General features: G+C 40.8%; 14 protein-coding genes. 8 read left to right on the top strand and 6 right to left on the bottom strand.

Features of this window, described 5'->3' with window-relative positions; all coding sequences use genetic code 11:
* The first annotated feature begins 4 nt into the window (after positions 1-4).
* From F607_RS0106400 to F607_RS0106380, 5 genes are all read left to right on the top strand, one after another.
* Positions 5-4,846, top strand: a complete 4,842-nt coding sequence (locus F607_RS0106400; protein ID WP_268967632.1) for a non-ribosomal peptide synthetase — start codon at positions 5-7, stop codon at positions 4,844-4,846.
* Between the two features lie 139 nt (positions 4,847-4,985).
* Entirely contained in the window at positions 4,986-5,627 is a 642-nt protein-coding gene (locus F607_RS0106395) for an MBL fold metallo-hydrolase (protein WP_027707427.1), read from the top strand.
* Between the two features lie 312 nt (positions 5,628-5,939).
* Positions 5,940-6,845 (top strand): glycosyltransferase family 2 protein, encoded by a 906-nt coding sequence (locus F607_RS0106390; RefSeq protein ID WP_027707426.1) that lies wholly within the window; start codon positions 5,940-5,942, stop codon positions 6,843-6,845.
* Positions 6,846-7,063: 218 nt separating this feature from the next.
* Positions 7,064-7,723, top strand: a complete 660-nt coding sequence (locus tag F607_RS0106385; RefSeq protein WP_027707425.1) for a hypothetical protein — start codon at positions 7,064-7,066, stop codon at positions 7,721-7,723.
* Between the two features lie 44 nt (positions 7,724-7,767).
* Positions 7,768-8,178, top strand: coding sequence for a hypothetical protein (locus F607_RS0106380; RefSeq protein WP_027707424.1), 411 nt, complete (start codon positions 7,768-7,770; stop codon positions 8,176-8,178).
* Between the two features lie 145 nt (positions 8,179-8,323).
* Here F607_RS0106380 and F607_RS28405 read toward each other — a convergent pair whose 3' ends face one another.
* Together F607_RS28405 and F607_RS0106370 are read right to left on the bottom strand one after the other, a co-directional pair.
* Entirely contained in the window at positions 8,324-9,727 is a 1,404-nt protein-coding gene (locus F607_RS28405; protein WP_051310999.1) for a phosphatase PAP2 family protein, read from the bottom strand.
* A complete protein-coding gene (locus tag F607_RS0106370) occupies positions 9,724-11,493 on the bottom strand; it encodes a bifunctional alpha/beta hydrolase/class I SAM-dependent methyltransferase (RefSeq protein ID WP_027707423.1) in 1,770 nt (589 codons plus the stop codon). Before F607_RS0106370 ends, F607_RS28405 begins: the two co-directional genes overlap by 4 nt.
* 289 nt (positions 11,494-11,782) lie before the next feature.
* Between F607_RS0106370 and F607_RS0106365 the strand changes: the two genes are divergently transcribed.
* Complete coding sequence (locus tag F607_RS0106365; protein ID WP_084611135.1) at positions 11,783-12,391, top strand: YiiX/YebB-like N1pC/P60 family cysteine hydrolase; 609 nt, start codon at positions 11,783-11,785, stop codon at positions 12,389-12,391.
* 5 nt (positions 12,392-12,396) lie between these two features.
* On the opposite strand, the gene F607_RS0106360 is transcribed toward F607_RS0106365, so the two are convergent.
* From F607_RS0106360 to F607_RS0106350, 3 genes are all read right to left on the bottom strand, one after another.
* Positions 12,397-13,209 (bottom strand): glycine/sarcosine N-methyltransferase, encoded by an 813-nt coding sequence (locus F607_RS0106360; RefSeq protein ID WP_084611134.1) that lies wholly within the window; start codon positions 13,207-13,209, stop codon positions 12,397-12,399.
* Positions 13,210-14,131: 922 nt separating this feature from the next.
* Positions 14,132-14,896, bottom strand: coding sequence for a substrate-binding periplasmic protein (locus F607_RS0106355; RefSeq protein WP_027707420.1), 765 nt, complete (start codon positions 14,894-14,896; stop codon positions 14,132-14,134).
* Between the two features lie 126 nt (positions 14,897-15,022).
* Positions 15,023-16,249 (bottom strand): EAL and HDOD domain-containing protein, encoded by a 1,227-nt coding sequence (locus F607_RS0106350; protein ID WP_027707419.1) that lies wholly within the window; start codon positions 16,247-16,249, stop codon positions 15,023-15,025.
* Positions 16,250-16,626: 377 nt separating this feature from the next.
* On the opposite strand from F607_RS0106350, the gene F607_RS0106345 reads away from it, so the two are divergent.
* Positions 16,627-16,992, top strand: coding sequence for a hypothetical protein (locus F607_RS0106345; protein ID WP_027707418.1), 366 nt, complete (start codon positions 16,627-16,629; stop codon positions 16,990-16,992).
* Positions 16,993-17,021: 29 nt separating this feature from the next.
* Here F607_RS0106345 and F607_RS28400 read toward each other — a convergent pair whose 3' ends face one another.
* On the bottom strand, positions 17,022-17,999 hold the full coding sequence (locus F607_RS28400; protein ID WP_051310997.1) for a LysR family transcriptional regulator: 978 nt from the start codon (positions 17,997-17,999) through the stop codon (positions 17,022-17,024).
* Between the two features lie 138 nt (positions 18,000-18,137).
* On the opposite strand from F607_RS28400, the gene F607_RS0106335 reads away from it, so the two are divergent.
* The gene (locus F607_RS0106335) at positions 18,138-19,343 is read left to right on the top strand and encodes a multidrug effflux MFS transporter (RefSeq protein WP_084611133.1); all 1,206 of its coding nucleotides are present in this window, start codon (positions 18,138-18,140) and stop codon (positions 19,341-19,343) included.
* The last annotated feature ends 13 nt before the right edge of the window (positions 19,344-19,356 follow it).

The following is a 19,356-nucleotide window of genomic DNA, read 5'->3' as shown; positions in this document are numbered from 1 at the left end:
ACAAATGGCTGAAAAGAAACAGAAAGCATTAGACGTTGACGAACCTAATGTGTTTTTTAACTTGGTTGAACGCCAGTTGTGTGAAATTTGGAAAACATTATTACCTCATCAATCACGTATAAAAAGGATGGACAATTTTTTTCGTTTAGGAGGTCATTCTTTACTGGTCATGAAAATGGTGGCGGCAATACGTAATGCATTTTCGGTGGAGCTGGCTGTAAGTCATATTTTTGCCAAGCCTACAATAAAAAGCATTGCTGAGAAGATTCTTTGTGCTCGAAATAAAAAAACAGCTCATGGCGTAATCACGCCTGTTGACAGAAATGAGAAGCTTTATGCGTCTTATGCACAACGAAGCTTGTGGTTTCTTGATCATATGGAGCAGGGTAGTACACATTATAATATGCCTGCTGCTTACCATATTCGGGGGAAGATTGATGATGATGCTTTAAATTACGCATTGACTCAAATTATTACTCGTCATGAAACTTTACGTACTCGCTTTACCCTTGAACAAGGTGATGTTTTACAAATAGTGTCGCCTCCGCCTTGTCAAAATCTCATCGAAGTCATTAAGTTAGGAAGTTGCGACAGTTTTAAAAAAACGAATAATGAAGCTCTATGGGATGAAGTTAATAAACTTCGGTATGAAGAGATTTATCAGTCATTTAATTTAACGGATGATAGTTATTTAATTAGAGTGAAGCGTCTGGAGCTTGGCTCTGACCAAGGAAATATACTACTTATTACATTTCACCATATTGCCGCCGATGGTTGGTCTGTTGCACTCTTTGTGAAAGAGCTGCAGTTTTTTTATCAGCAATTTTATGAAAAACAAACACAAAAACAGTTACCGTTGCCTTATCAATATGTAGATTATTCGGCCTGGCAGCGGCAATGGCTAAATACTGATGAGGCTAAAATACAAGCTGATTTTTGGCAACAACAGCTTGCTGAATTACCTAAACTGCACCAGTTACCATTAGACTTTGCTCGACCTGATCGTTTACTGCATGAGGGGGGATTGTTTCGGGCACAGATCGCTTCAGATAAATTAACCCGCTTGCAAAAATTATGCGAGCAACAAGGCGTGAGCTTATTTAGTGGCGTATATGCGATATTTGCTGCGTTTTTATACCGTTTTACGGGTGAGCAAGATGTTGTGATTGGTACCCCTATGGCGAATCGTGATAACCCAGCATTCAGTGAGTTAATTGGCTACTTTGTGAATACAGTAGTTTTGCGCTGGCAAATAAATGGAAATCGCTCTCTTAACCAGCTACTTAATGATGCTATGTTGGTTGTGAAAAACGCATATACACACCAACACTTTCCTTTTGAGCGTGTTGTTGAGTTAGTACAACCAGAACGTTCTTTAAGTTTTCATCCGCTTTTTCAAATTATGTTAACGGTTGAAGATGATAATAATACGATGTTTACCCTGGGTGAGCAGTCTGCTACTGCATTACCTTACCCTGAACTGCCTGCTAAATTTGACTTAAGTTTACAATTTACCAAAAGTGATAAAGGTGCAGAGTTACTTTGGGAGTTTAATCGAGAGTTGTTTAAGGAAGGTACCATTAGCCAGTTTAATCGGTGCTTACTACAGTTATTCGAGCAATGGACTGTAGCACCTGACCTCTTACTAGACGAGTATTTATTACAGACTAATCGCCAACAGCAGCAGTGGTTAACCCAACATTTTGACCAATGGTTATTAGCTTATCCAAAAAGCATTTGCGATTTATTTAACTCACAGTGTCTTATTCAAAAAAATAATATTGCTGTACAAGCAGGCAACGAGGTAATCACTTTTATTCAATTACAAACCTGTGCTTTACGTTTAGCACGTAAACTTATCCTTGCTGGTATTCAGTCAGAAGACACGATCGGTGTATTAACACATCATTCGATAGACTGGGTAGTTACCATGCTGGGTATTTGGTATGCCGGTGGTGTTTATGTGCCACTTGATCCGAAGTATCCTGATGAACGATTACATTTTATGTTGAAGGATGCCCAAGTTAATTATGTTATTGCTGAGCCTGGGTTAATAGCTCGAGGTCATAATTTAATATCAATGTCTAATACAGTAATAAATACGCGTGATGTATTAGCGGGCTATTCATCCATTAAATGCGCTGATGAGGCAGGTGATTTACTGCGTGAAGTGAAGCAACAGGCTCAGCTGGCTACACAACAACTGGCTTATATTATTTACACTTCAGGCTCAACAGGTACACCTAAAGGTGTATTGATTGAGCACCATTCCTTTGCTCGACATATTCAAGAAGTGATTGATTGGTATCAACTGAGTAGCTCAGACTGCGTATTGGCCTTTGCTAATATTGGGTTTGATGCGTCACTAGAGCAAGCGTGGGAAGCACTTGGCATTGGTGCTAAATTAGTGATGCGAGAGGAATCATTATGGTCAGCAGAAGCCTTCCGGCAGTGGTTGATAACACACCAGATTACCCATATTGATATTCCACCTGTTTATGCCCAGGAAGTGTTTACGCCAGTATTAGAAGATGTTGGTTTTTGGCAACAACAAAGTTGTTTAATGCGCGTGGTTGTTGGTGGAGAAGCTCTGAATGCTAACTTTGCTCAGCAATGGGCAGCCAGTGCCGCAGTATGTCATTGTGATTTATTAAATGCTTATGGACCGACAGAGGCCACCATTGCTGCCAGCATATATAAAGTGCCAAGCGGTTTTAAAGGGGAGAATGTGCCTATAGGCAAGGGATTATCGCATGTTCAGCTTGTGGTCTTAGATAGCCAGCAACGGATTGTACCAGAAGGTGCAGTTGGTGAGCTGTACATTGGTGGAGAAGGTGTTGCTAGAGGTTACTTAAATCGGGCATCACAGAATAACACAAGTTTTATTTCCTATGCTGTTGCCGACCATCTAAAACAGCGTTTGTACCGAACAGGCGATTTAGTCAGGGTCCTCGCTGATGGCAATATTTGCTTTTTAGGCCGTGTTGATAATCAGGTTAAACTGAGGGGATATAGAATTGAGCTTGGCGAAATAGAATCAGCGTTGACCCAGCAAGATGTGATCAGTCAAGCCTGTGTTGTCTTACATGCTCCGAACACACAACAAGCACAGCTTGTTGCCTATATTGTTGTAAATAATGCAGCGAGTACTGAAAATCATAAGAGTGTGGTTGAAGACAAGGCTGCGATGATAACGGCATTGAGAATGAAGCTGGCTGAAACCTTACCTCGGTATATGGTTCCTGCTGCCTTTGTGACGATTGATGCTTTGCCGTTAACCGTTAATGGTAAAGTTGATCATCGCTTATTACCAGTGCCTGAACAGGCGGACTTTTATATTAGTCAAAGCTATGCAGCACCTACAGATGCATTAGAGGTTTCACTATGTGAAATTTGGCAACAGTTGCTGGGGTATGAGCAGTTAAGTATTACCGCTGACTTTTTTGAGCTGGGTGGGCACTCTATGTTAGCAGTTAAAATGGTGTCAGCAATAAAGCAACACTTAAATGCCCAGATTACAGTACAAATCGTTTTTGCGCATCCTACTATACAACAGTTAGCGCATTACTTACGTCTGCATGTTCAGAAAAACAGTAATCAGGACTTTACTAATAATAGCCGCCAGAATGCAGATAGGGTTACTGCAGACGACTGGTTACAACGTGTAAAAGATCGTTTACTCCCTCTAGCAAAAGTCGATAACAACTATGTGGCAGGCGCAATAAAATACGCACTATTAACGGGAGCGACGGGTTATGTGGGTGGTTATTTATTGCATCAGTTGTTAGTTCAGAATGAGCACCTGCACTGTTACTGTTTAGTTCGAGCAGAAGATGAGATTAGCGGCTTAGTAAGAATCAAAACACATTTACAGGCCTATGGCCTATGGCAACCACAATTTGCTGATCGTATAACAGTTTTACTAGGTGATTTATCGTTACCCAAGTTGGGGTTAAACGATATTCAGTGGAATACACTTGCCAAAGAACTGGATCTAATTATCCATAATGGAGCACGCGTTAATCACTTATTACCCTACACTTGTCTTGAGGCAAGTAATGTGGGATCAACTCTGGAGCTGTTGATACTTGCGGCAAACCGTCAAAAATGTCGTTTGGTCTTTATTTCTACTTCTGGTGTGTTTAACGCTGCAACTGACCACCCTTATGATGAGTTATCTTCAGTACAAGAGCAGCAGCATTGGCAAAATAATGGTTATTTAGCATCTAAATGGGTAGCTGAGCAGCTTATTGAGGAAGCGTATTGTCATGGCATGAATGTGCAATTAGTACGTTTAGGAAGAGTGGGTGCTCCTGCTCAGTGCCCTCAAAGAGGCAATACGACAGATGTGATAGCTCGCTATTTGCAAACCTGTTTAATGCTTAAAACTGTACCTAAACTGACGTTTAAAGAACATTTTATTCCTGTTGATTATACCGCAGCAGCCATTGCTACCTTGAGTTTGCAGCAAAGTTCTGAGCATAGTTTCCACTTATTGGGAAGCCAGCAAATCGACTGGAATTTATTACTGGTTGAGCAGCAAGGATTAAAAGAAGTGAGTGTGGCTGAATGGCAATCAAAAGCTGAGGCATGGATCGCCTCAGGAAAAGAATTACCTTTTGCACCTTATTTGTTTAGTGGGATATTTGATAACGAAGGGTATCAGGCTGTAGAGATAAAGGAACAGAATACTCGAGACAGGTTACATAGGTTAGGCTTACAACAGCCTATCTTGTCTAAAGAAGCCTTATCGGCTTATGTGGATTTACAATTAGCCGTTATCAAGCAACAACCACTAGAAAAAGACGCTGTTGTAAAAGTGGTAGAAGAAGGTCTGGTGTCATGATTTAACTTGATGTTTTAGCTGCTGTGTACTTGGGTAAAATTGCTAAACCTTACTGGATACAGTAAGGTTAGCGCTATGTGGATATTAACACAGCCTTTTTAGATATTGGATTCAGATGACCACTAAAGCATTAGCCCCGATGAAAGTTCTTACAATTCCTGTTACGCCTTTCCAACAAAACTGTTCGTTAGTGATTTGCCAACAGACAATGCGTGCAGCGTTAATTGATCCTGGTGGTGATACAGATATTCTAAAACAAGCCATTGAAGAAGCCGGTGTGACCGTTGAAAAGCTATTATTGACTCATGGTCACCTGGATCATGTGGGAGGCACCGCCAGTTTGGCAGAGTATTTTAATGTACCCATTGAAGGCCCTCATGAGGCAGATCGTTTTTGGCTTGATCAATTACCTATGCAAGCCTCAATGTTTGGCTTTCCACCTGTGCGCAGCTTTCAGCCTGATCGTTGGTTGCAACAAGGGGATGAAGTACTGGTAGGGCAATTGACGTTTCAAGTATTTCACTGTCCAGGGCATACCCCAGGCCATGTGGTCTTTTTCCAAGCGGATAGTAAGCTGGCATTTGTGGGGGACGTACTGTTTGCGGGCTCCATAGGTCGAACTGATTTTCCCCAAGGTGATTTTGATACATTAATCCACTCAATTAAATCTGTACTCTTTCCTCTGGGGGATGATGTAGAATTTGTGCCAGGTCATGGGCCAAACTCCACGCTGGGCAGAGAACGTCGCTCAAATCCTTTTGTGAGTGGCGAGTTTGGCTGAGTTGATACATTTTTCTTTGCGTGATGAGATGTTTGATTATTAGCTGAAGTAAGGTGTTTAACAGAAGGAACCTTTTGACACAACTTTTGTGATTTCTCTTGTTAAATTAACAACTTTTTCTAAGCTAGTTCACGTTTTAATAGGTTAAAGCTAGCCATAAATTCAATATTCTGGAAACTAACCGTACCCTTTAGTCGCTGATGCGGGATTGTGTTAGTTTTGGAATGTTTTGGGATAAAGTAGGATTACATAATTCATAGCCTAGACGCCTTATTATCATCACCTAATAGTAGTAATCACGGAATAAAATGCATGAAGGACTCAAATCCTGCCCTCGCAATTGCGGTTTTTGCTTATAATGAATCTGCCCGCATCACTGCTTGCTTAGAAAGCATCCGCGTTAGCATTATTAATTCACCTTGTAACGCATTACCTGAAGATTCATTCCAGTGTTTTGTATTGGCAAATGGCTGCTCTGATAATACTGCACAGGTTGTTGCGGAATATCAAAAGCAGTATTCATGGGTCAATTTAGTCGATATTAAGGAAGGTGATAAATCAAATGCATGGAACGTATTCGTGCATGACGTTGCTGCTGAGGCTGAAACCTACATTTTTATGGATGGTGATTGTGAGGTGGTAGGGGATTCGTTATACCAGCTATATCAATATCAAAAAATGCATCCTAACAAGAATGCATTGGCAGCCATTCCCATGGATATTGGCCGAGGTACCAAACAGCAAATTATTACGATGGTTACTCGCGGTGGTTTGGCGGGTAATTTATATGCCTTGCCCCATCAGTTTATTAAACGTGTTCGAACTGAAAATATTAAGTTACCTATAGGTACTATTGGAGAAGATAGCCTAGTGGGTGCGCTAGCTTGCTTTGATCTTGATGTAACGAAAGGTTGGGATCGAACGCGTATAGGCGTCTGCGAACAAGCACGTTTTACTTATGAGCCAATGGGGTGGCTATCATGGCGGGAGTGGAAAGTATACTATCGACGCAAGCAGCGTTACAGCATCCGCCACTGGCAAAACAAAATGATAAAAGCCATTTTAACGACTAAAGGTCCTCATTACTTGCCTGGCGATGTAAAGGATATGTATCAGCACTATTTGCAGGAAATTAAGTTAAGCTGGCGTGGGCTTGATACCTATTTTGATATGTTGGCTTGGAGACAGATTAATAAGGATACTGAACAAGTAAAATAGCGTTATTAATTTTACGTTATCAGCAAGCTTTGTTTCGCGTTTTCTAAGAATGGTTGACCTGAAAGTTATTGGGTCAGCCATTTTTTATATGTATAAATAATTATTTATTATAAAAAGCTTTTGATGAAGTTGTAATAATGCCTAAAGGTATTGATTGAGTAGGCTACGCTTATAAAATATTCTTACACAACAAATCATGTTTGAACGTTATGGTGTTGATGATAAACCTTTTGCTGGTTGGCAATGGAAGGCTTGAAAATAATCATTGGTGTTGTTTGATTCGAGTATTATGGTTTTTTATTTTAATACCTGCTTTTGCATACGGTAAGGCTGACATCCCAGCAGCCTGTCATGTTAGTCATTCCATTTCTCCTTATTTTGATTCAGTAACCTTTATTAAACAAGGACCTGACTGGGTTTTAATGCAAGGCGTTATTGATTCTTCTATTGTGAAAAAAGTTCAGGTAATACTGAATGATCCATCAATTAAGCTGGTAGTGATGGGGTTTGTTCCAGGTTCAATTGATGATGAGGCAAATCAGCGGGCGGGTATGTTCCTTAGAAAGTCAGGCATTTCGGTATGTCTAACAGAAAAGAGTAGCGTAATATCTGGGGGAGTAGATTTTTTTCTCGCGGGTAAACAACGTTTTGTTCACCCAAAGTCACAGTTGGGTGTCCACTCTTGGCAAGGTGTGAGTGGTAAGCAAGGTTGGGAGTTTACTGCTAAGGCCGTGGAGCATGAAAGATTTGTAGCATACTATCAATTTCTAGGGATAAATGAAGATTTTTATTGGTTTACACTGCGTTTCCCTTTTGAAACAGTCTATTGGTTAGCACCTGGTGATATTTATTATTGGTCTCTTGCAGAGATTATGTGATTCTTAACTCGTCGGGGGTACTTTATAATATGAAGGTGAAGCTAATGCAATTCGATTTCAGCCAATTAAAAAAGCAATCTTTAAGTTACATAGCATGTATTATTTTGTGTAGTGAAATAAATATAATTTATGCTAAAGAGGGTGAAGTTGCTGAACAAAAAATACAGAGCGCAGTTGCAGAAAACTATTGTAAACAAGCAATGAGTAATATGAAGCGTTTCATGCCTAATATTCTTAAGAAAGCAAAGCTGAGAGCTGCTGAGCAAGGAGTGGACTTGACCAAAGATAAACAAGTTCAGCAGCTAACGCAGGCTATTAATAACACTAATGAATTAAATAACTTGATTTTAGATTGCCAAATGCGTTGGGAAAAATATCAAGCCTCTGCTATTTGCATGTCGGGTGCCGAAAGTGAGTCTGATTTTGCATTATGTATTCCTAAATTACCTGAGTAGTAAAAAAACTAAATAATATACCCAATACGAATGGTTTTTAGGTGCAGTCATCGAGTGACGAAGTCCCATGAGCCTATATTAATAGGTGATTGGGGTGAGGAGTGAAGATAACAAAACCTAGAAATCATTCGTGAAGGGGATAACGTCAGCAGGGACTAGAGATTGTTTTAGATAATAATGCTGTTGAAGTTTCCATCTTACGGGATTGGTTGAATGAGTTGAGTGTATGGATAAAGTTTTGTTTAAGTACCGTGTTGGGGCGTAATTCTTGCAAAAAACGTATGGCTTCATCTGTTGTCTTAACACGTCCGGTTGCTAACCAGTAGGCAATAATTACAGCAGCACTTCGAGAATAGCCCAGGGCACAATGCACTAAGACATGATAGCCTTGCTGTTGATAGTGGTAGATAAACTCAGTAGCTTGAAGCAGCTGCTCCTTATTCGGTGGTGTCAGATCCATAATACCAAGTGACAGGTAAGGTATTTGGGAGTTTAAAAGCTGAGGATGCTCACTGTATTCGCTGGCTAAGTCTACAATTGCTAATGGTTTTAACGCCTCCAAATTGTTCAAGTCTGATGTTTTTACTCGGCGGCCTATGGATAACTGCTGATCAACTTCTTGATAAGCAGGTTGATTTTTTGTATACCAGTGCCAAGATAATAAAGCGCCTAAATGATAGGGAAGGAGTAACCAACGAGCTGCAGGTTGAGGTGCTCCTTGATTCTTTTGAAAAATATTAGCACCTAAGCCGGCATAACCAAGACTAATAATTGTCAGAGAACAAGCTGGCCATAATAAAATAAGTGTTAGCGGAGGGTTAATAAAAGACAACCCCACACATAGTAATGCAAATAATCCATAAATAATGCAATAGCCTGAGTGGATGAGTCCTTGCCACTGCCAAAAAGAAAAACATTTTGCGCTTTTAGAATGTGGGTTATTAATTGAACTATTTATAGTGGGAAACAGGTAGCAGCTGAACCAACCAAGTGCTAATCCAGTAGGAATATCAATAAAATGGTGCTGATAAGTAAATAATACAGAAACTAAGATTAAGCTAAACCAGATGTTGACTAAGCCTTTAAAAAGGCGATTACAAAGTGGTAAAAAGTGTACCCAGAGAATAACCAATAATACAATATGTAAAGAAGGCGCCTGATTAAAGGGTTGATCAAATGCATACAGTAAATTAAATAGGTCACCTAATAAGCCACCCATTTCTGGTCGAGGAAAAGCAAACTGCAATGGATATATTAGAAAGCAAAGGACTGCAATTAAAATGGCACTTGCCAAGCGTTTAGAAAGCGTAAAAAGTGCTTGTGACGACTTACAACAAAAGAGAGATAGGGCAAATAAAATATCGATGCTCCAATAAGGAATAATCATCCAAGGAATCACTGGAATCACCTTTTCCCACTCAAAATATACAGAGGACACAGGGGCACGCAAAGAGGTCACATAGTTGGCAAATCCATAGCTGATAAAAAAGAGTGGCCCTAAAAGAGCCAGTGAATAACATGCTTGTTTGAATAGGTGTTGATTTTTCATGGTAATTGCGGATGACACTGTGGTTTTTTTACAGCCGTTGAAACACTAAAAATACCATACTTCTCTATGGACATATTGACTTTATAAAACCCAGCTTTATGGACTAGTTGATCCATTTCTTGTTGCGTTCTCCGTCTCATAATCCATGGTTTTCCACCTTGATGACTGGTTAATATCCGTGCAATTGACTCTAGCTGAGGGTGCCAGGGTTGGTTTGTATAAATGAGTAGGCCTTGGGGGGCTAGGATAGAGTAGAGCGCGTGTAATGACTTCATTACTGCGTCATTATCACTAAATAGCTCATACAGTCCTGAGACAATAATAATTGAGGGACGGAAGCTGAGTTGCTCAATAGTTTCTGCATCAAAGGCATCACCACGCTGAAATTGCGCTTGGGCACTTAAGTTGAGTTGAGCTATACGCTGTTGGCCCTGTTCTACATTTGCTTTGGAGTAGTCTTGTAATAGCACATGTAATGGTTGGTCTTGATATTGTTGAATCACATCCAATACATAACGTCCATGACCTGCAGCTACATCAAGAATGGCTACTTCTTTAAGCTGGGTGAGCTGTTGTTCTATTGCATGATGTAATACCGCCTCAGTCAGTTTACGTCGTAGCCGAATACCTCGCCACCCTATGGCATTGAGATAAACCCAGTCTATCCACTTACCTATTAAAAATTTTCCTGAGGGTTTATTAGCGTAGACGTAGTCAAGCATATGGCCTGAATCAAAGCCATCTTGAATACCAATACGAATTCCATCACTGAGAGAGCCAATGGAGTACAGGAGTTTTTGTTGTAGCTTAAACCACCAGTATTTGGGGTTGGTTTTGGGTAATGGTTGCAGTAGTTTTTGGTACTCTTCATAGGTATAACCCTGTTTATCGGCCTTGGTAAGATCGACATCAGGGGTAGGCCGCGCTAATAAGTCCTGAATAAACATACGAGCTTTAGCAATAGGCAAATGGCGATTGACTTCGTTAAAGGTATCATGAAAAAAACCAGGAAAAACCTGCATTTCTTTGCGTAAATTCGGCAAATGATTATAGAAACGACGTTGTGCTTGTTGTTTGACCACAAAATCTGCACCAGAGCAAAGAAGCAAGGTAGGAACAGTAATTGCGCCAGCATCTTGCATTAATCGAGTACCTGCATCGTATAAATCAACCAGTACGTTGACTGCAATTGCAGGACATATCAAGGGATCATTGTCATATTGGCTTATTTTTTCAGGATCATGGGTAAGTAAACGCCCTTTGACATAGCTGCTGATAAACGATTTGGGGCGGTATTTTAAGAGAAGCCGCAGTGCAGGGATAGCAAAGGGAACATAGAGACGGACTCGAAGTGCAGGACTGCCTAGGATCAAACCCCGGATTGCTGGGGCATAGTCATGGACCCACGTACTGGCAATGACACTGCCTACACTGTGACCCAAAATAATCATTCGATCCATTGAAATCTGATAGTCTTTCTCGATATGACGGATAAAGCTATCAGCATCTTTGACAAGCTCATTAAGGCTATTCGCATAACCTCGCTCACCAGGTGATAGTCCATGGCCACGAGCATCCCAGGCAAACAGGTGAAGGGTAGGTATATTGAGTTGATCAACCATCTCTTGCCAACGCGCAGAATGCTCATGGCCTCGGTGAAAGAGGATAATGGCATAATGTCCTGTGGGATGGGGAGGCCAGTACCGATAAAACAGTTGAGTATTGTCCCAGCTGTTGAAGTTACGTTCTAACGGTGTGCGTGTCATGGGTGGATCTCCCTTTTACCGTTTTCTTTTTAGGGAAATAAATGTGAATGGAAATAAGTATGTGATGCCTTTCATTGTTAAGCCAGTTTCTCCTAAACTGACTGGAAGAACTACTTGGAATAGACACTTCTCATCTCATAGGGTCTTAAGTATCACTATATAATACCTTAATAGCGGTGCTGTGTTATAAGTGCTTTAGTGGTTACAGTAAATTTAACTTCTATGCCTCATTGATTGAGCTCATGGGGGGAGAAAGTTGGATTTATAGTAATCAAAAAGGAGAGGGCATATGCAGCAGGTACTTGGCAAGGCAAATGATTCACTGACTGATTTTCATGATCATGTAGCACGACATTTACAGGGAGGTGACTTAGTTTTTATATCGATAAAAAGTGCACTTTATAAGCAGGTTGCCCAAGCGACAAATACCTGGACATCCCATGTTGGTATTGCTATTAAAGAAAATAATGAGTGGTGGGTAGCAGAAAGTGCGGTTCCTTTTAGCCGAAAAACACGGTTAAAAAAATATTTAAAAAGAACGATAGGTACGCAAGTATGCATCCGTCGTCTTAAGGGTGGCGTAAGTGAAGAACAGTTATTACAGCTAAAAGCAAGCATAAACAGTCGTATGAGAGTTTTGTATCATTTAGGTTTTGATTTTGATGCTACGCGGCAATATTGCTCAAAGTTTGTTCATCATGTCTATGCTGAAGCATTAAACATGCAATTGGGTGAAGTGGTTACATTTGAAACGCTATTAAAAAGTAATCCTAATACTAAGCTATGGTTTTGGCGGTTGTGGTATTTTGGACGCATCCCATGGAATCGAAAAACAGTGACCCCGCAAAGCCAGTTAGTGGACCAGCAATTAGATACAATATTACTGTCTGAACATTAAGCGGCTTACTTTTTCACAATATTAATCAGAAAGTCAGGTTCATAACAATGGAATGTTTCTTTAAAATCGCCATATGTTTTTTGGTATTTGAATCCTGCTCCGCTCAGTAATTCCGTCATTTTACAAGAGCGGAGTGGATTGAGGTTTAGATGGTGTTGGGAGCCATCTGAAAAGGCGTAACAAAATCGAATTAAATGTTCATCAATATAGACTGGTTGGATTGTGACGCTTTTTCCACAGTAATAATGCTCATGTGTGACTCTGAAACCGGCATCTAAAATAGCGTCATAATTGCGTTGATCAATGATGAGTATGCCATTGTTTTTTAGGCAATAATAAAACTCAGTTAACGATTTCTTTTGATCTATTTCTGTAAATAGATGAGTAAATGAGTTACCTAAACATATAATAGCATCAAATTTTTCATGAATTATCCGACTTAACCACCGCCAATCAGCCTGGGCTGTTTTTATTTGAACACCATATTGGTTTGCATTCTTGTAGGCTTTTGTCAGCATATTGGCACTGCCATCAACACTGACGACATCAAAGCCAGCATTTAAAAGTTGGATGGAGTGAAAGCCTGTGCCTGTTGCAACATCAAGTACACGCTTTACTCCATATTTATGTAACGTTTTTATAAAAAAATTCCCCTCACTTTCCTGGCGACGTTTCCAGTCAATGATTTCATCCCATTTATCGACGAAATCATCTTTATACTCCTGTTGATAGCAATTAATGTAGCTGTCAGAAATGAAGGGAAGGCTTTTTTCAGTGATTGAATGAGCTGTAGCTGACTTTGTGGCTAGTTGAGACATTTGATACCTCCTTGGTATCTATGTATACCCATCACGAATCATTTTTATGCGCGAGATCCATAGTGCTTATCTTCATGGACCTACCAACGTGTTTAAAAAAACTGTGGTTGCTATCGCTCGTCTTAACAGAGCAGGTTAGCTCCACTAAAAACCCTTCGTGTTGGGTATAGCTTTCCTTGTAAAGGTTTTGCGGAATGCTATTTCAATACTGAATATTTTTGAATGACTGCGTCTAAAAGATACTGGCATGCGTGAGGAGGCTTTCTTTTGTGTTATATACCCTTCACGAATCATTTTTATGTGCGCTATCCATAGCGCTTACCCTAACGGGCCAGCGAAGCTGTTCTAATGTGTTCCCGACACATTAGTAGGGTTTGTTGTCAGCGCTGTTATATCAATTAAAGTGGCTACCGCAAGTTTCACAGCAGTAAACTTGCCCAGGGGCTTCATCGCTTGACGGCCGCACCCTTGTGCCCTTGGGGTATAAAAACCCTTCGTTTTGGGTATAGGCACCTTCGACTTATATACTCTTAAACGTATTTTAGCTAAAAGAAGGCGAATAGTATCGCTTACTTTATGTTAACTAATTATGAAGAAATATATGAAAGGAATTAGGTGATAAGTAGGTTTACTGAAAGAAAGGAAGTGTTTGCCATCCTTGGCTAACGGAAAATAATAAGCTTTATAATGTATGGAAATATAGCCTTTGCGAATCAGTTTTATGTGCGCTATCCATAGCGCTCACCCTAATGGGCCAGCGAAGCTGTTCTAATGTGTTCCCGACACATTAGTAGGGTTTGTCGCTGGCACTCTTGACCACTAAGGACGGTGGGAGTGTAGTTTATGCAGGCGCATTTGACAGCCGCCCCTAAAAATCCTTCGCTGTGGGTATAGTAATAATGTGTTATGTTTTTGCAGAGTATTAATTGATGCCATATTTAGTGAGTATTTCTTGATATTTTTCAGTTGTTTTGAAAGCACTCAGTGCCTTATTAAACTTCTCCATAAGTTGTAAACCACGTGTATCGTATTTATTAAACATTAAGTGAAGTTGTGCATGATTAAATGGCTTTTTTAGTGTAGCAAAACGTTGCTTTGCATCAGGGAATTTTTTAAGTAATAAATTCCAACCAACTAATTCTGCAAGTGGTAAAAAATCGTGCTTTCCTGCAGATAGCTCAGTAAAAGCAGTTTCTTCATCTTTGGCTAGGCTGACCTGTAGGTTGGCTGCACGTAACTTGTCTTCGTCTGCGTAGCCATTAGGAATTACCATACGGTATTGAGTAAAGTCTGACAGGGACTGCCAGTTATGAGGAGGGGATTGAATATTATCTTTTATATAAAAGAAAACCGTATTAGAGTCTGCTATGGGGTCAGAAAAAGCGAAGTGATTTTCCCGCTTTTTATTTCGATAGTAAGGGTAAATTGCCCTGACTTTACCGTAGCGTAAATGAGCTTCACAGCCACGCCATTTCATAAACTTTATTTTGGGTGTAATTTGCAGTTGGGTTTCTAACGTTCCTTTAATTATTTCAGTGATAAAGCCATTGCCGGGTTTTAATTCTGTTACATAGGGATCCCATTCACCTGAGGCTAACTGAATGGTATCGCTTTGGTAGCTATAACAAGCGAGCGGGAAAAGAAAAAAAAAGAGACCTAACAACGTATTTCGTAGCGAACAGCACATACTACAGCTCTCCTTTGTTAAGCACTTAAATATTTTTATTAATGTGTGCTGTTTCGGATAATACGTATACAGAAAGCAGTTTTCTATAAAGGTGTTAGAATAATTTGTAATAAAAAGTAATCAAGATTATGGCCTGCTGGCTACATGTAACCATTGGTTTGTTTCTTGAATCGCGTTGACGTAAGCCTGATTTAAGTCTGCAAGACCTGCTTGAATTGAGTCCAACGTTGACATCTGAATGTAGTCCCATAAAGCTTGTTGATAGTAAGAAACCGCTAGAATAGTTTGTCCAAGCTGGCCTTCGTAATTAAGGATGGCTGATTTCAGCTTGGTATCGATGGGTAATTTTTCGAGGACATCAGCCTTGGGCTGATCAAAAAAAGCGTCGATTAGGGACAGTAATCCTCCTAAGAAATAAGACGCTGAGGGTACGTTTAAATGGTGTTTGGCTAACCATTCACACATACTGGCTCGGGTTAATGCCATTTGACAAAGGATAGAAGGCTTTTCTTGTAAATCGCTTAACGATAATAAAGTGACAAAATTACGTACTCGATCAAGGCCCAGTTGTAGTATGGCTTGCTTTATGGACTCAATTTCTTTGCGACGACGGTATAAAGGGCTGTTTACCCACTTTAATAGTTTGATAGAGAGTGTAGGATCTTGCTTTATAATTTGTTCAATATCATCGATTTTACAGTTAGGATCTTGCAACTGTGCAATCAGGTTCATTACTGCTAGAGCGCTAGCATTAAGTTCTTTGCCTGATAAAAGTTGGGGCTTGCTGAAGAAAAAGCCTTGGAATAGTGAAAAACCTAAGGATTTACAAAAATGAAACACCTCGTGATCTTCAATTTTTTCGGCAAGCAGGGTAATGTCATAAGGCTTTAATTGTTGTATTATTTGTTCAATTTCATTTGGGCTTAAATGTAGTACATCAACTTTCACAATATCCACAAGTTTAAGTAGAGGCGATAGACGCTCTGTATCAATCACATCATCCAGTGCAAGTGTGAAACCTTGTTTTTTTAAGTCAGCTATGGATGCCAGCACAGCATCATCTAATGGCACTGTTTCGAGTATTTCTATAACTGTATTATCTGGTGATAAAGAAGGTGGGTTGAGTAGCCAAAAACGCGTAAAATTAATAAATGCTCGACTATTATCAGTAATTTCTTCAAGGGTAAAGGTTGTTAGTAAACGATCAATCAATCGAGACGTTGATTTATCGCCACTAATATCTGTAGGGCTTAGGTGGGCATCTCGAAATAATAGCTCATAGCCTTGAATTCGATAGCTTGTATCAATGATAGGCTGGCGTGCCATTAATATTTGTGCTGCTTCTTCATTCATACTACTAATCTCTAATACACGAAAAACTATAGCACATGAGGATTTTCAGTCTGGATAATGTGATCAGCAAGGGACAAGAGGTATCAAATTTGACTTTAAGCTTGCTGTTAATAGCTATAACCAAGACGAAGGGTTTTAGCTGAGATTGTCTGGCCTGTTAAAACTGGCCTCGCAAAAAAGATTGCAGAATGGTATAGCAGTGCTGTTTGGTAACGTTATGGAATAAATCCTAGCTATACTATTTACAGGCACCCATTAAATGAGCATGTTCTTCAGTTTTGCAGTAACCAGGGGGGGTCATATACAGAAAGCACCTCATCAATGATGTAGGGGGGGAATCAACAGTCCATTAGGGTGTGTGGCAAGGAGCTAAGAATATGACGACATTTCGTGAGTACTATCTAGAGCCACCACCTACGGGTTTGGAGGAAGCGGGAAGTATTCGTTACCCCACAAAAAATGAAATGGAATCACTCTTTGATCAATTTCAGCACTTGCCTAACCATCAAGCCCGGCAGCAGTTTCTGCAGCAAAATTTTCCCTACCACTGGCTACCTGATGATATTCTAGAGTGGTTGGTTGATGAGTGGCGGTATCGTCTTCCACCTGAACATCCTCTATTAGAAGCCTTCATGAATCCTAAGATCGACTGGCAGCAGTTGGCTACCTTGGCTCGATCCCATGGATTTAATCAGTTTTATGATCAACTGATGACGCTCCTTAGTTATCACCCTAAAAAATAGCGTAGTTTTATGTGTCAGTGGTTTTGTTTTCACTTTCCTTTCTGGTCAAAATTTAACGTTGATGCCTGATCTTCACGAATATGCCGATAAAGCATTTCACGTAGCCACTTATGACCTGGATCACACTCGAAGCGCTGATGCCAAGCCAACAGGTAGGTAACCGTATCCAATGCAATGGGTAGGGGGAGCAGTGTGAGTGGATAATTTTGAACAGCATGCCGGGCAAAAATCTGCGGGCAGGTAAACACTAAATCACTTTGTCGGGCGATTTCCAGTGCGGCGTGAAACTCGGGCACCTGAACAACGATCCGCCGTGATTTGTTTTGCTTCGCTAACGTGATATCCAGTGCCCAGCGGTCATGTCCTTCACAAGAAGCCTGAACATGGGAGAGTGCCAGGTAATCTGATATCTGCCACGATGCTTTGGATAAAATAGGATGGCCTTTGCGAACTAGACAGACAAAGTTATCTTCTAATAGATGTTCAAATTTCACTCCATGGGGGAGGGGATCTTGTTGATGTCTGGAGTCAGTGGCATTTTCTCTCGCAGTAATACCAAGATCAACTTGTCCCTGTGCAAGTCCCTGAAGTGAGTGCTCAGACCAGTCTTCGAAAGTTAACAGCATATTTGGGGCTGCTTGCATTAAGGGAGCAAAAAAGCTCGGCAAAAAGAGCTGGTAGGCACTATCTAATGTGACAATCTTAAAATCTCGTTGAGTTGTTGCGGGATCAAACTTGGGTGGCTGAATAAGTTGCTGAATATCTTGTAGTGCACTGGCAAGCTGGGGTTGCAGATTTTCAGCTCGGGGGGTGGGGCGCAAGCCATGGGCTGAGCGGATAAACAAGGGATCATCAAAGAGATCACGGAGCCGAGCCAGGGTTTTGCTCATAGCGGACTGTGAGACATGAAGGCGTTTAGCGGCTTTGCTGACACTTTGCTCTTCAAGTAACACTTGAAGATTAATTAGTAAGTTAAGGTCATATCGTGATAGTTTATCTAGCTTCATGGCTATGATATTCCATGGTGGAAATATTACCTTGAATATTAGTCATTTGAAATCATATCTTAATCATACTAAAGTGAACGCGCAACCACCTCGTGTGAGTTGATTTTTTTAACCTCTTTCTGCTTAAAATACTGCAACATGAAGTCTAAAGTTGTAAGTCAATTTTTTATAGCGGCCCTCGTGCCGCTTGTTTTATTTGGGCCAATGGGTATTGATATTTATCTGCCCTCAATGGCATCACTCGTCAACTACTTCCATACCAATACCAATCAGGTGCAATACACGCTAAGTGTATTTTTGTTTACGGTGGGTATTGGCCAGTTGGTTGTTGGCCCATTATGTGACCGTTTTGGTCGGCGTCCCGTCGTGCTTGTTGGAATTGTCTTGTATTTGCTCTGTAGTCTGGCGGCTGCTTGGGCACCGACGATTAACTGGCTAATTACTGCGAGAGCGATACAAGGTTTAGGTAGCTGCTGTGCGTCTGTTGTAGCCTTTGCTGTCGTTCGAGATGTGTTCTCTGCTGCACAAGGCGCTAAAATGTACAGCTACCTCAATGGTTGTGTTAGCGTCGCACCAGCACTTGCACCTATGCTGGGGGGCATTCTCGCCACACAGTGGGGTTGGCAAGCAAGCTTTTATTTTCTTGCTGGCTTTGCGGCTCTGGTAGGGGTGATGGTCTGGTTCTGGTTAGATGAAACTCGGCCCAGTGATACTGCCAAGGTACATTGGCATTGGCGACCTTACTGGGAAATCCTTCAACATCGTCGCTTTCAGTTCTATTGTTACTGCTGTATGGTCGCACTGGGCATGATTTGTAGTTATGTTTCAGTTGCCAGCTTTATCATGATTGAAACATTAAAGCTGACCCAAATTCAGTTTGCTCTTTGTTTTGGTGCGAATGCATTGGTCATTATGGCTTCTAGCTTTTTACTTGCGCCTAAGCTGATGACCTATTTGGGGCGCCACCGTTGTGTCATGTTAGGCTGCTTGTTGATTGTTATAGCAGGTCTGCTCATGCTGCTTGGGTTTATAATCCATGGCACAACGTTACTAGGATTTTTATTGCCAGTGATGCTCGCTGGTTGTGGTTTTTCTTTAATACTCGGTTCAGCTGCCAGCTATGCGTTAGCACCCTTTGGCAAAAGTGCGGGTACTGCTTCTGCGACGTTGGGCTGTTTACAGATGGTGATGGCGTCAGTGGCAAGTATTATCACGGTGCAGATGCCATTCTCACATTTGATGTCACTGTCACTGGTGATGATTACTTTAGCGATAATTCCATTACTATTAAGTAAAAGCTGGCTAGGTCATGCATTTCCAGTAGAAAATCATAGCTGCGCATAAATTATTGTTTGAC

It is taken from the genome of Zooshikella ganghwensis DSM 15267 (assembly GCF_000428585.1).
Lineage (GTDB): Bacteria > Pseudomonadota > Gammaproteobacteria > Pseudomonadales > Zooshikellaceae > Zooshikella > Zooshikella ganghwensis.
The sequence above is the reverse complement of the archived record's forward strand: the minus strand, read 5'-3'. Positions and strand labels throughout refer to the sequence as shown.